Annotated in this window: 4 protein-coding genes; all 4 read left to right on the top strand. The window is 36.3% G+C overall.

Annotated elements, in window-relative coordinates; all coding sequences use genetic code 11:
- Positions 1-517 precede the first annotated feature (517 nt).
- A complete protein-coding gene (locus ACQ76T_RS20560) occupies positions 518-7,342 on the top strand; it encodes a hypothetical protein (RefSeq protein WP_431345106.1) in 6,825 nt (2,274 codons plus the stop codon).
- 5 nt (positions 7,343-7,347) lie between these two features.
- On the top strand, positions 7,348-11,970 hold the full coding sequence (locus ACQ76T_RS20555; protein WP_431345105.1) for a hypothetical protein: 4,623 nt from the start codon (positions 7,348-7,350) through the stop codon (positions 11,968-11,970).
- Positions 11,971-12,287: 317 nt separating this feature from the next.
- Positions 12,288-13,883: a T9SS type A sorting domain-containing protein gene (locus tag ACQ76T_RS20550; protein ID WP_431345104.1), complete on the top strand. Its 1,596-nt coding sequence runs from the start codon at positions 12,288-12,290 to the stop codon at positions 13,881-13,883.
- 5 nt (positions 13,884-13,888) lie between these two features.
- Positions 13,889-16,429 (top strand): hypothetical protein (locus ACQ76T_RS20545; RefSeq protein WP_431345103.1); only part of this gene is annotated, 2,541 nt, incomplete at its 3' end.

The raw sequence follows: 16,429 nt of genomic DNA, 5'->3' as shown, positions 1-16,429 counted from the left end.
TAAGAACAAGATAATACCATAGGAAATTCATAATGATATTTATAATGAAACATATTATAAATCTTAACCTCTGGAAGTTGTTATTTTGGAAAAGAACATTATTCTTTTTTATATCAACATGAAAAATTCAATAAAAATACCTTCAATTCTTTTATAGATTTAACTGATAAAAAGTTATATCTCAAAATAAAAACATCAAAATTTTCAATTTTAAAAAGATTTCACTCTATCAGATAAAGTTTTTTAGAAAGACCCTCATAAACCTTTCGTTAATAATCGTTTAAATTATTAAAAACTAATTTCTCTATAAAGATTATAGAAATATTGACGTGGGCACAAGCTCTCTATAAAATCGCATGGATATTACAATATCCAATTGAAAGATAGAAATAAATCCCCAAAACAAAAAAAAGAACTTTTAGATGTTGATTTATCAAGGATATGATTAGGGTATTTTAAATAATCATTTTTTGATTATTTAATAATAAAATCAACACATCAAATTTTTTAAGATATTATGCCAAATACACAATTATTACCATATTATCCTAAGCTATCCAACTTAATTACTCTAAATAACATACCATCTTCTCTAGGATTTGTAAAGAATATTTCCCAACAAGTTTTTAGTCGAGTTTACTATAAGGACTTTCAGGCAAGTGTAAGCTCTTCAGGAGATAGTGCGTTCTATAGTTTAAGCGTTGTAGCTAAAGAAAAGATAAATTTTGACCTCGTTTATGGTCTTAAATTTGTCCTTAATAGAGATGCTCAAAACGGGCAAATCTCTTCTTTCCCAATAACAGTTCAATATAACTGGCCAATTATTGGATATATATCTAAATTCAACATAGATAATTTTTCTTTCTCTGTTGAAGAAATTTTTAACGTAGCTTTGGCTACTTTAAACCTTAGTCAGACTACCATAATTAATGAGTTTATTAATGTATTCGTTAATACAACAGGAGATCCAATTAATAAGTTTGTAGATGATATAAATACTGAATTGGGGTATTCATTTCCATCACCAATTCCATATCCGAGTTCTGGAAATAGAATTGGAGAACTCATTGATTCCATTAGTTCTGCATACGGACGAGGTGCGGTTTTAGCAGCTTTTGCAACATATATTGCAAGTAATCTAAATCCCTCCAACCCAAAGGAAAAACTAAAATTATTTTTCCAAAATATTTTACCTCAGGATATTGATGAATATATTAAAGGTATTATTACTCCTAATGCTAAGATAACCTTAGAAACCTCAGCATCCATTGAGTTTCCTAGAAATATTCTAAAACCTTGGATTACCAATTCTAGCGGTGAGCTAATGCCAGATCCAAGCCCCGATGCAAAAACCTATTTCGATTTTGCTAAAGCAGTACTATATGCAGATACCGTTTCAGGAATTGGATATGATCTGGATATTGCAGGAACTTTAAATCCTACCTATTCAGAAATTGGAAATACAGGACTCCTAGTTCAGCTCGACAGATTGAAACTGGATCTAAGTAAAACAAAAAATATTCCTGAAGCAGATGCCTATGGGTATTCACCAGATTTTACCGGAGTGTATGCAAGAGCAATCTCCGTAACATTGCCGCCAAAATGGTTTAAAGATGAAACAAACCCACCAAGTGGTGCAAGTACAACACTGAGGTTAGGAGGTTATGATATGCTGGTAGGAACCGGAGGGGTTTCCGGAACCATTATGCTGGAATCTGTACCTGTAGCGAACCAGGGAGGCGGTTTTGAATATTATAATGACAAATTTGCATTCAATTACCCGGTATCATTATATAAAAAGAATCCAACTACAGGAGAAATAGGACTTGTAACTGCTAATAATTATGCAGAACTGAAAACTATTTTGCAAGGTCTAAAAGCAGTTTCAGATGCTCCATTTGCATTTAAGTTTCCGCTTTCTCTAACTCCTGTTGGGCAGACAGATTCTATTGTTTTTGAAAAAGCGGGCAACTACCAGAACTATTTATCTACAGTGAATGGCAATAATGCCATGATGTGGAAAAAACTTGGAGGCGATAATGGTTTCAAAGTAGGATTCAAATCATTTGATGTTACCTTGAACAAAAACTCAGTTGTTTCTTCCAATATAAAAGGAGGGTTGATTATTCCTAAATTCACCTATCCAACAGATATGCCAGTTGTCGGTGGGCAGCCCGTTCAGCTTGACGTTGCAGGTCATCTCGAAGCCAATGGAGATTTCCGTCTAACCGCCGCTGCAGCTCCGCCTTTTCCTGTTCAGCTAGGGAATATTATGAAACTGCATCTGAGTTCTGTTGAACTAGGAAAAGAAGACAATAAATTCTACATTGGTGCCGCTGCAGATATTGAATTCCTGGGTACTTTCGGTGAACTGCTGAAAGGACAGAAACTAAGTATCTCTGCATTAAGAATCTATAGCGACGGTCATATCGATTTCCGTGTAAACGGAGGAAACATGGTTCTTCCAAAACCAATTAAAATTCCACTGGGTCCAACTGAGATTTCAGTTACGGCGATCCACTTCGGTTCTCATGAAAGAGAAAGAAAAGGAATTATGCGTAAGTACAACTACTTCGGTTTCGACGGAGGAGTGAGCATCGGAGTTGCAGGAATTGATGCCCGTGGAGACGGTATTAAATATTACTACTCCGTTGATGATGACGGGGGCGAAAGAGATCCGGATTCATATCTGCATATTCAGACGATCCATATCGATATGGTTATTCCTGCAAATTCAAGTGACCCGAATGTCTCAATTAAAGGATGGCTATCCATTCCAGAACCGGGAGCATTCCAGGAATATAAAGGGGGAGTAAGCCTTAAAGTTAAAAACCCTAGAATTGCAGGGGGAGTAAATATGCGTTTAGCTCCAAAATATCCTGCGTTCCTTATTGATGCGAATATTGAGCTTCCGAATCCGATTGCTTTAGGACCGGTATCTATTTACGGATTCCGAGGACTATTAGGATATCGCTACGTGGCCGAAAAAGAAGCTATTAATATGACGTCCCAAAATACCTGGTACGAATATTATACCGCTCCGGACAGAGGAGTAGGCGTAGATAAATTCAGTGGCCCGGATAAAACGGAGAAATACAATTTCCCATTCTCTTTAGGAGTAGGAGCATTGCTTGGAGATACAATGGCGAACGGAAATATTATTTCAGCCAATGCCATGTTACTATTATCTCTTCCATCTATGGTGATGGTAGATGCGAGAATGAAACTTCTGGCAAAAAGAGTGAATTTCCAGGATGATCCACCATTCTTCGCGTTCTTTATTTTTGGAGACAGTTCATTAGAATTTGGATTTGGGGCAGATTATAAATTCCCTGAAAGTTCAGGTGATATTATCAAACTGTATGCAGAGATCCAGGCAGGTTTCTTCTTTAATAATCCATCAGCGTGGTATATTAATTTCGGAACACAGCAGAAACCAATTCAGGCCAAGCTCTTAAAAGACCTGTTTACTCTAAAGGCATTCCTGATGATTTCCGGAAAAGGAATTCAGGCCGGAGCAAGAGGAGAATTCAGATTTGACCGAAAATTCGGCCCGGTAAGTATTTTTGTACTTGCATATCTTGAATTAGGCGGAAAAATCAGTTTCCAGAAACCTCAGATGGGAGCCTACTTTGAAGCTGGATTAGTGATTGATATTAACGTGAAGATCTTCCGTATTTATGCTGCAGTATCCATCCTTCTTGCGGTAGAATCTCCGAAACCGTTCCTTATCTATGGAGCATTTACAGTAGCGTTTAAGTTGAAAATCTTATTCTTTAAGATCAGCTTCTCTGCAAAACTGGAATTGAAATGGGAATTTAATAAAGAAGTGGACCGAACCCCTGTAAATCCGTTTACAGAAATTCCAGATCAGGAAAACAGTCTTGTAAAAGGGATCAGTATGTTGACCAACGAAACATTCGATCTTGAGAGGGCAGAAACATCAGGATATCCAAGTATTGACTCCATTCACAAAGTGGTACCTCTTGATACCTATATTGATATCAAAACAACCAAAGGATTGCTTCCTGGAGCAAGTGTGAGTTCTGTTATCGGTGGATATACCAGTGGAGCTGCCAATTCTACAGATATGATTCCGCCGGATAAGATCATGAAAGGACTTGAGCTGAGACAGGTAAAACACCAATACTCATTAGAGTCCATTGAAATTATGGCCAACGATGGAACTTCCGGTTGGAAGAAATATGATCCATACAAAGCAATGGAACCTGGGAATCAACTCTTAAACAATCTGAAAGTAGGGCAGTGGCAGAAAAAAGATAATCAGTACAATGCAATCAGATTATTAGGGATGACACCATTCTCTTATACAGAGCAGGGAAATCCAGGATGGTTTACTCCTGAGCAGTATGGGGTGTTACCGTCAACATTATTCTGTGAAGAACAAAAAATCAAGAATTCTGTTTCAGACTTCCTGGATAAAGCACTGAATACCCAGTATTATGCTTCATCTTCTACCTTCTTCCAGAGTAAAGAAGCTTCCTATCAGGTTGAGGGAGATGTACAATATACTGTAGATACAAATGGAAATCCTGTAATGCAGGGAGATTATGCAATGGTTTCAGATGAAGCGAATGCTCATGGTTTTGCAAAATCTTTATTGTTTAAAAATCACTCTCCGCTTACCATTGTGTTACCTGATCCGGCGGCCAATATCAAGCTGAAATTAAGTACATACAGCACAGGAGTTACAGTACGTTATTTCAGTCCGCTTATTGACCTTACCAATACCCAAACCTTTGTACAATATGATGTTCAGGATGAGTATTATTCTAAGCAGGATCTTGAAAATGTAATTTCTCCGTCAAATGTGCCAAAAGGTGGAATTACGAAGATGGTGATTATTCCTGATACTGTAGACAGTACGGAAGTAAATATTATCTTACAGCAGATGGCAGATCTTATGGATCAGGGTTATCAGGATGCTTTACAACATGGAGGATCAGTTGGCCAAATAACGCCTAGCAATCCGGAGTTGTATGCACAATTGGAAAAACAATTGGCAAGATTACAGACCAAAGGCTGTGAAGGAACAAGGAAGGAAAAATATGAAGAGGTTTGTAAGCTTTATCCGCAAATCGTTAGTTTATATAATAATAATTTCTTCCCACTATTCGATTTTAGAGGAGGAGCAGGAACTATAAACGTAGGTTTTATCCGAAGAAATTTAGAGCAGGGTATTTACCAGTCAATATTACAGATATTAAGAGATAGCTGGATCCCGAATCTTGTGTACGAACTGAATGTTGAACAATATGGTGCACTGTTAGAAGAGCTTATAGCGAGCAATAGTGTAAGCAACCCTAATCAGCAGGAGATTATTGCCCGTTTCGAGCTTTTGAAAAACAAACTGAAGCAGATTAATGACCTGTTGTTACAAATGAACTTGTGCAAAGATCCTGTATTATGTGATCTGAGTTCATATCTGTCCCAGAAGGAGTTTGGATTATTTAATGACAAACCACCTCGTGCAGAAACTCCTTTATTGGATGCTTATGATGAGTTTATCAGTAATAATCCGTCTTATGAATATCTAAATGAAATTTTAGCCAGACAGATCAATACAATTACAACTATTATGTTTATGGGATGGACAGGGCATTCAATGTATTATGAAGAGTTTAATAATGCTTGTAAGGATATCATTTCCATTCTGAAGAATTTAGGAAACTGTTCAAGTCAGAAAAAATGCTTTACCCTGTTCCATGAAGTAGAGTGGCTCTCTGTAGAAGATAATTATTATAATGTGAGTATTCCTGGTCAGCAGGCGGTGTACGAAGAAACGCTTGCTGCTGTTAATGCGATGACAAGATCTATTCAGCCAATCTGGAGACCGGATACCGCTTATTATGTGAAATTTACATTAAAAGATACGGTAGATAATGGTCAGGCTCCTTCAGGAACAAAAAGTTATGCTTACAAATTCCGTACGGCAGGGCCTTTAGGATTCTTCCACCTGGATAAAGATGCGACTTATGGAGAAATTGCCATTAAAGACTCTACGAATATCATAGAAGATACCATCGGAAGAATCCGTGATAAAAACGGAAACCTTCTTCCTGTAGTACCTGGTCAGGAGCTTACTCCGCATCCGGATTTATATCCTCATACTTCATTGAGAGCGTACATTGATTATCAGCGTTCGTATCCAAATGCAGATGGAAACATTGTGAATGCCAAACCTCTATTTTACAATGATAAAACAACGGAAATATCCATGTACTTTACATCAAGCTATGCTTCCAAGTTAATGGACGGATGGGATGAGTACAATGGGATGAAAAAACTTGGTGGTTCTATGAAGATTCTTATCAAAGATCCTGTAGAAGATATCACCATTGTAAATCCTCCAAGATTGTTCTCTAATGAAACCACTGTAGTTACAGGTCCTGTACAGATGGCTCAAACCATTGAAGACTGGAAGACAGATCCAAACCCGGCCATTCCACCGGTGATGCAGCAGTATTTCAATATGCTGAACAATGGAAAGAACTGTACAGGTATTGTGACTTTAGAAAAACCAAAATCTGTTTATCGTACCATTCAATTTAAAGGGTTGAAACCTCAGAAGCTTTACACCGCTCAGGTCATGAACTTCTATTGGGGAGCGCATAATAATGTGGATGTTACCCAAATGACAGAGCAAATTAAGAACGACTATGCTAAAGAGGTTCATAAGTTTGTCTTCCAGACTTCCCGTTATGCAGATTTTGCAGAGCAGGTGAATAGCTGTTTCATCAATTATAATGATGAAAATGGTGCTGTTCAAACCAAGCAGGCTGTATATACTATTCAAAAAGCATTTACGCCAGAGGTTATTCAGGCTGCATGGAAGGTAATCTCTACAGATCCTAAAAAAGAGTGTGATCATCCTTTAAGTAAGGCAATTGCAATGCAGTATCAGCATCCTTTTGATAGAGTTGTTCATGGATTGTTCGGAATTATTCCACAGGAAGATGCTCCTACTACTGAATTCAATAAAATTATTGATACCACAACAGGAAATGTAGTCGCTATCCTTGTTAGAAATCCGGAACCATTCAACCATCCAAGAATTCCTATTGAGGCGGTTATCAGAAATACAGCTATTAGCCAGGATGGAATGATTGAAGTTCTTAAAGATAATGGAATCTTAAAACCAAGACCGAATTTGAATTATTCAGTGTTGTATTCAAAAGATTATTCGCAGGCTCTTATTATGAATAAAGATCTAATGATTGGAGAAGTGAATATGAAGTTCCAGTTTACCTATGTAACATGGAATGGTGCTGACTATAAAGTGTCAGATAGAATTAAAGTAGAAAATATCAAAATAAACTAATAGAAATGTCTTTTAATATAAATAATAATGCGAAAGCATCTTCAGGACTTATTCCTGTGACTAATCCTCTATTACAATCCAACTGCCTGTATTTACAGGCGGCTGGATCTAAAGGAAAAGAAAGTACTCCGGGTATTCATTTGAGATGGACTTTAAAGGGACCACTTGCTGAGCATTTACCCAAAGGAAAAAACTATGGCGGTCAACCCAAAGGATTTAATAAAGAAAATGACTTTATCTCCATCTACAGAACCCGATATGAACCCATCGTTCGAAGCCTTTATCTTATGGATCCTCCAACCACCGTTGTAGATTCAGAAGGATTATGGTTGTACGGAAATGTGGAACAGGGAATGTTCCGTGTATATTTCAGAAATAAAAATAAATACAATGAAATAGTAAAGCAATTGGGGAGTTCTGCGGATCCTAAGCAGTTTTTTGAAATGTATGGTAACAACCTTATTGAGGTAGAATCCAGCCAAAAACTGTTTTTTGCGGCAAAGCTTTTGGTAAAAGGTACCGGATCTGCAAAAACAGAAGTTCTTTCAGTAGAAACCAATCTGGCAGGACTTCCTAAAAATGTAACTTTCAGAAGACAACTCTCAAATTTTTCACAGAAAATCTTTGCTGAAAACGGAAGAAGTATTCGTTTCATTCCTACCGGAATGGTGGTTACTCAAATTGAGTTTGAATTTTACGAAGATGTTGCTTACAAGAGAAACTGGGAATTTATCGGAGATTTTGGTCTTTCCACCGATGATGATGAGGTACTGTATCGCAGATTGGATCCTAGACCGGATAAACCGGTTCATGCAAAGTGGGCAAGATACAATGATGATGAGTTTGTAAATATCAAAAACTATGTAAGAAAATGGAGTGATATGCCGCAGGATGAAAATACCATCAGGCATTCCGTTAAATCTTATTTAAACTTTAGTGATGATCCGTCCAACCCACTGGCGATAGAGAATTATTACCTTAATGATGATACCAACGATGCCAACCCATTGGAGTTTTCACACTTCAACAACCTTCAGATGGCTGCTATTGATTATCATGTAGCAAGAATGCTTGGTCTGGGACATCTTGACTTGACAGATGAGGTTGATGATGGCAGCCAATATATGTATGCTGCTCATTATGTTACTCTGGTAGATTTAAAAAATCAAAAGCCGGGAAGTAAGGTAGATCACCTTTCTATATCGCTGCCGACTTCTCTGGAAGATGAGCGTTTATCCCTTCCAGTAAAATTGAAAAAGATTGTTCCCGGGATGGTTTCGGCCGATCCAACAGCACAAACTACCATGAGTGGTATTACCAATGCTGATGGATATACTCATGATGGTACAGGAAGATATTTAAGCTTAATGATTGAGGAAATAACGCCGGATGAACCTGCTAACAGTCCATTCTATTATACCTCTCAGGAATTTGATATGTCCAAGTTTACGTATCCTGTTTCTGTGGGTATTGAATATAAAACCAAAGGAGATACCGAGTGGACCTTACCGGAATTACCTAACGATCCTGGTTTCCTGAATGTACTTTCAGATGGCAGCGAGTCTCATAACGAAACCGTATCGATTGCTATTCCTGATTATGGAAATCCTGCGTTTGTACATAAAGAAACAAGATCGGGGATTCATATCTACGGTTCTTATGGAGTCAACTGGTTCTCAAGAGCAACTTCTACACCTATTACCCTGCAGATTGAATCAACCATCAAGCCAGCCAATACTTTATTGCCGCCATCAAGTGTCAGTGCATTTTTAGTTCAGCAGGAGAAACCATTGTTGCTGACTTCAGACAACGAACAGAAAATGTATAGCGATAATACCAATACAGATAAAACGTTGGTAAGGCTTACTATGGAGTATGATGCATCGCAGGATATGATTTCCTACCAGAAGGCTATCAATGGAGAAGAGCTATCTACTTTTAAACCTTTGCCGGATAATGAAGAATTATTTGCCGATAAAATAGAGGTCTTCTACCGCCCTGAAACTATAAAACAAGTCTTTGGAATGATTGATACCGTTTCAGACTTACCTGGGAATCCTCTGATATCCGTTATTACAACAAAAGCTTTGCCATTAAGCAGTAACGGGGCAAATCAGAATATGACGCCAACAATCCCGCCGGCATCTTTTCCTAATTATATTGGAGGCATCTTTACAGTAGGAGCGGATGATTATATTATTCATAATATTGTTCCGGCAACCAATCCTAACTTTCCGATTTTCCATATTATGAAAATACAGACCGGAAATGCTTTTGGACAAAATACTCCAGTCCCTTTTGATCCTGCAAACTTTTCAGTTCCGGCTGTTAATGCATCTTTCATGGTAAGTGAGAATTTACAAAACCCGATTTCATGGGGATCTGTAAACCCACATTCATTTAAAGTTCAGATTGGTAATAACTGGCCAATTCATACAGAAGAGGTCACCATAGAATCAGGGCAGGCACCGGATGTCACTTATAATACTTATTTTAGAAAATACAGAGGGATTAATAAGAGTGCCAGCATTAAGAGAGTCAATGAGTCGGGTGTTCCTTTCACCGGATTGTACGAAATTAATTTTCCAGGATATACTTTGGGCAATCATCCTCAATTTACGAATGTTCCCGGAAAAGACAGTGTACAATGGTACAGAGGAAGTGTACGTGTATCAGTTGCAGGGCAGCAGGGCGCTGAGAAAAGGATATTAAAAGTGATCCGTATCGACAATATCGGGACAGGTAATTTAAAAGTGTATGCGTTGGATGAGTCCCATACCGATACAAACCCTCTTCAGTTAGATGTTACAAGAACAGAAGAAGTGAATTTCTATCCAGGATATAGAGTCTATCTTTTCCAGAATGCACCTTCTCGTTTGACGAACACCTATGTCGTTCCACAAGATCCTGATGTTTTAGAGAAATACAGTATTTTCGGAACAAGAAGTATCAGTAATACGTATGCCGGCTTCAGCTCAAGAATTTCTATTCCTACAATGATGTTTGGAAGAAGAATTGAAGCTCCTCAGACTCCGCAACAGCCTTCAGGTTCAAAGTATGCAACAAGACCAGATTCTTTTGGACGTTCTTCGTATGCATTTACCACAGAGTTTAACCATAGGCCATTCAGTGTGATGTATCTGCGTAGTAATGACGATATTTTGTTAAGTTCACTGTATAACTATACGAAAAATAACGAACAGCCTGCTGCTACTTCGATAGAATCTATCAGAGAAGCCAATAGTGATGAATTTTTTAATACAAGGTTATTGGAGCTGGCCAATGCAAAATACAACCAGTCTACAAAACTTTTTACAGAAGATAACGGATTTGGACTTCCGCTTCCGGATAATAAAGATTTGTTTAAGAATATTAATCTCTTTATTCAGGATCATAATACGCACTTCCAGGAGAATATCAATCCTGTAATTCCGTCTCAGATGACTCATTTGGAACATGAGATCATTCCAAAACATCCGAACGGAAAATATAATAAGGTGACATTCTATGATTTTATCAGACAAACTATTCAGAATTCATTTGTGCCATTAACGGAAATTCCTATCCTTTATCAGCATATTAAAGGTGGAGATTATCAGCCTGTTCCAAAAGCACAGGTCATCAGAGGCAAAGACGGGGCATACCTGAATCCTGCTTCTCCTGAATTTGATATGGCTCCTATGATGAAAGTTGTAGGAAATAATAAAACAACCTTTGTAGATTTTACATTGGATGGGGCTTCCACAAGTGTGTATTTTTATGCTGTAAAAGAAATCAATGCACAGCTTGTGCAGGGAGATATGAGTACAGCGGTAGGTCCGGTTGCCATGGTGAATTCGTTCCCGTTAAAAACTCCGGAAATCAAGAGTGTAATTCCTGTGTTACAGGATGATGAATTAGGTATTGTTCCGAAAATGCAGGTAACAATTAATTCTTACAAGAAAATTTATAATGTTAAGAAAGCAAAATTATACCGTGCTTTAAATATGCAGGATGCTGTTTCTGTAAGAACCATGGAGCTCGTTAAAGAAATTAATCTTGAAACCAAAGGTGTTTTAAATGATAAGACCTGGACCTTAGAGGATGATTTTGCTGATCTTATTCAGGTGCCATTTAGTGATCCTTTGTATTATCGTGTAACCGTTGAAGCGGAAGTAGAATTTGCCGAAGCTAATTATTCAGGGAATAACCAGCCTGATGTTATCTTAACAGAATATGCACCATCGGAAGCTTCCAAGATCATGATTACAACAATCACAGAAAATGTATTGCCAGAATCACCTCAAATGATGTTTAACGGAAGTTATGGAAAATTAGGATGGACAAAGGTAACCTTCTCCTGGCCTAAAATGGCTTATAAAGCAAAGTACCACGTTTATAAAATGTCAACACAAGGAAACTGGACAAAAATTAAAACCGTGGAAAATGTGAGTCCGTCACTTAAAGCATTGGTTAAATTACCATTGACGGATACCGATTGGGGATCAGGAACTCTTCTCTTTAAAGATAGTACGGGAAATCCAATGTCTCACCATTTTAAAGTAGTTACCGAGAATACTGCCGGAATGTTCAGTACAGATGAGAAAATTATGACAGTCAATGGAATTCTTACTGTAGGTCCGATTTAAAAAGTATGAGTTTCTATTAATTGTGAAAACAATATTTTGATAACTAATATTTATAACAAGGAGTGCCCGTTGGTACTCCTTGTTTATTTCTAATAGTAATAAGAATCATCGGGTTATTCCGAGACCTTAGTAAAAAAAAAGGATTCGTACTTGTTACGACAGATTCTGTCGTTTTGCAGTTATAGTTTTGCATAAAGAAATAATATTAATATATCATTTAAAATGATTGTATTAAGTCTCTAAAGAATGATTTTTCAGTATAAAAAGATTAAATTTGCAGCGCAAAAACTAATTATAAACTCAAATATATAGCGTGAATGAAAAAACTCTATCTCAGTGCATTGACCTTATGCACGGTCTTAGGTATTTCTGCTCAGGAAGTCATATGGCAGAAAGATATCAAATCCTCAACGCAGGATTTCTTAAGCCAGGTGACTACTACAATTGACCAGCAGTACCTTATTACAGGAAGCTCTATTCAAAGCGCTAAGCAGCAAGCTTCTGGCAGTAAGCAAAACAATGGGTACGATTTCCATCTTATTAAATTGAATCAACAGGGACAGGAAGTCTGGGAAAAATACTTCTCAGGAAATAATCATGACTATTTATCAGCTACCGTTACTACTCAGGATGGTGGTTTTCTATTAGCCGGAACTTCCTATTCCGGAAAAGGGTTGGATAAAAAAGATGATTCTAAAGGCGGTTCAGACATCTGGCTGATCAGAATCAATGAATTTGGAGATGAGTTGTGGCAGAAAACACTCGGAACCTCTTCTGATGAAGAAGCAAGATCTGTTATTCAAACAACAGATTTAGGATTTTTTGTAGCCGGAAATGTTCAGAATGCTTCAAAAGGATACGGTTCCAAAGATGTCTGGATCAGTAGAATTGATAAAGATGGCAAAGAACTTTCTCAACTTATCTTAGGCGGAAAAGGCTTAGATGAAGTAGAGAAAATGATTCCCACGAAGGATGGAGGCGCTTTACTGGGAATGTATTCAAGAAGTTCCGAAGTTCGTGTTTCGGGATCCGAACAACGATCAGCTAGTTCAACAGCCAGTAGCCAGATGCCAAAAGCCAGTAGCAACTTTGGAGAAGGTGACTACTGGATTGTCAAATTAGACAAAAACGGAAAAGTTGAATGGGAAAAGAACTTTGGAGGAAAAGGAGACGATCACATCAGAACCTTGGCTTTATCTTCTAATGGATTTATTATCGGAGGAGAATCGAGATCAGAAAGATCCGGAAACAAAACGGTAGGCATCGAAGAAGGAACCGATCTATGGCTGATTTCTTTGAATGAAAGAGGCGAAGAGCAATGGCAAAAATCTTACAATTTCAAAAACAGAGATCTTCTGATGAGTATGAGTGTGCTTCATTCAGCAGATGATAAATCTTCCAAAGGAATTTTATTGGGCGGTTATACCCAGGCCGAAGGAAGAATAGAAAAGGATGATGAAACCTTCTGGATGCTTTATTTAGATGAGAATGGTAATGAACAGTGGAGAAAACACATCACGGGAGAATCTAGGAAAAGAGAAGAAAGACTTTCAGATCTGAAACTGAACAGAGATGGTTCCATTATCCTTGCAGGAACGAGTGCTGAAGAATTGGGAAAAGAAAACTGGAAGATTGTAAAGTTAGGAGACAAACAGGTTGATAAGCTGATCGAGAAACAAGACATTAAGATTTATCCTAACCCAGTCTCCGACTATGCTTATGTAGAAATTGGTTTTGATTTCAAGGAAGCAGATATTTTACTGTATGATATGGGAGGCAGACAGCTTCAGAATATAAAAACGAAGAATACAGTCACCAAGATTAATACCCCGGCATTGGTACAGGGAGCTTATCTGGTGGTTATCAAAACGGATACGAATAAAACAGCAAATGCGAAGCTGATTAAAAAATAAACCACATGAAAAAAAATAAATTTAAAGTTATTCTTTTATTATCATTTTTTAATTTTTCAGAATACCGATCACAAACAAACATATCAGAGAAACAAATATATAATATTGCGACCCCAGAAGTTGCAACCATGATGAGATATGCTGATTTCCCAGAACCTGATTTTATAGGCAAGACAAATATTTCAGTTCCAATTTATGATATTAATTTTGGAAATCTTAAGATTCCTATAGGGCTTTCTTATAATACAAAAGGTAACAAAGCTTCTGATATAGCAACTTCTGTAGGACTAGGCTGGAATTTAAATGCTGGTGGAAACTTAACGGTGAAAATCAATGATATGAACGATCTTACAGAAAATTATGCGTTTTATAGTCTTGGTGGGTTTGAGCCAGAACAGAGTTATGCTTGGCATCGCCAGACAAAGGGGTACTTATCTACAGATTATCCACAAGCCCTTAGTGACACACAAATATCCAGTTCTCAGTTATGTTTTAACAATAGAATATGGAATAATGATGATCACCTAATAGATTCAGCTCCTGATTTCTACTATATCAATGCCCCAGGTTTGAATGACAAATTTTATCTTACAAGAATTAACGATTCACAGGTAAAAGCTAATTTTTTCACCTCAAATGCTAAACTTAATAATAATCTAAATTTTACTATCAAAAGATCATGTGCTGGAATTGAGAGTGATCCTTTTGGTAATTCAGGATTAGGAACTGTATTTTATCAACCTGATAAATTTGAAATTACTGGAGAAAATGGATATATCTATACTTTTAATGACTATGATTTCTCAAATGTTAGAGAATATCCTTTAGATCTTTATAGTCACGACACCCAACAAGTTAATAACTGGTATCTTACTAAAATTAAAGATCCATTTTCAGGAAAAGAAATTAATTTTGAGTATGAAGATTTTACTAATAACTATGAACATTTATCTTTATTATCGACATATAAAATAGATTATAATAATAATTTATTAAATTATTATGATTTTGGTGGATATAATGTTAATTCATCTTTTGAATTGATAAGTACTCCTAATAATGCGGCACCAGTAACAGTTTTTAATAAATTGACATCATCAAGATTGGTTCCTAAAAGATTAAAAAGAATCACAACGGATAAAGAGGTCTTAGATTTTAATTATGATATCATAAGGCTTGATTATGGAGGGAATGCATTGAGTGGTATCTTAGTAAAAAACAAAAATGGTAATATTGTTAAGCAATATAATTTTACGTACTCATATTTTGATAACGGGACTTGTTCAGCAGGAGCTTATGAATGCAAAAGGCTGAGACTTGAAACCATGAATGATTCTTCATCGGGAAAATATTCTTTTTATTATGACAACAATGTATTTCCCCCACGAAATACCTCTAAGGTAGATTTTTTAGGTTATTTTAATAATAATAGTTCTAATATTGTTTTTTCCAAAGATGATTTCCATCCATATCAAAATGGGTATTACCCTATTTCTAAAAGTTATTTTTATCCTGATTTAGTTAAAGATAATATATTTCCATTCCAACTAAGGAATAAAACGGCATATAAAATTTCTAGGGAAATAGACCGAACTCCTTCTACAGGATCTCAACTAGGATTGTTAAAAAGAATGGTATATCCGACTGGAGGTTTTTTAGAAGTGAATTATGAGAATGATGATTTTATGTATGAAGGAGAAAAGTATATATTAGGGAGTACAAGGGTCAACTCTATGAAATTATACGATTCTCAGAATATTGTAAGTAAAGAAATAAAATACAAGTATATCAATGCAGATAATACTTCTTCAGGACAAATCAATTTTATTACAGCTCCATTAGAATCATCAATATCAGAAATTTCTTCAGGTATTGGGTTTAATACAGGTGCTGTAATTGGATATTCCAGAGTTATTGAAGAAACTATAGGAAAAGGATATGTTGAAAAGAAATATACTAATTTTAATGACTACCCTGATCAATTTATGCAACCTGATCAAACTCTTTCCAGTCAAGCAGACAAAAACTTTATTAAATTTATGAAGTTTCCAAGTTCCTATGTACAATCATTTGATGACAGAAGAGGAAAATTACTATCAGTAAATTATTATAAAGAAGGACAAAATACGCCATTAAAAAAAGAAGAATACACTTATGATTATCAAATCAAAAATTCTTTGAAAGTAAAAAAATCATTTAATATACATAATGGTAGCCTTACTGAGTATAGTTCATCCAACTATTTATTAACCTATTTTAATACTATTAAAAATAGTACAAAGGAGGAGCTTTTTTCAGGAAGTTCAGTAAAAGAAGAAAATAATTTTAGTTACGATGGAGCAAGATTAATTTCTAAAAAAACGATAAGTGGGGGAGATACTACAGAAGAATTTTACAGAAATGCAAAAGATAAAAGTATCCAAAAACTTATTAATGCTAATATTTTAGATATTCCTGTAGAGGTTGAGAAAAGAAAAAATGGTAAAGTATTAAGTAAGCAGGAAACCAAATATGAAAATTCCTCCAATATTTTACCTAGTTCTATA

This window comes from Chryseobacterium sp. JK1 (assembly GCF_050632815.1).
Taxonomy (GTDB): Bacteria; Bacteroidota; Bacteroidia; order Flavobacteriales; family Weeksellaceae; genus Chryseobacterium.
The sequence above is the reverse complement of the archived record's forward strand: the minus strand, read 5'-3'. Positions and strand labels throughout refer to the sequence as shown.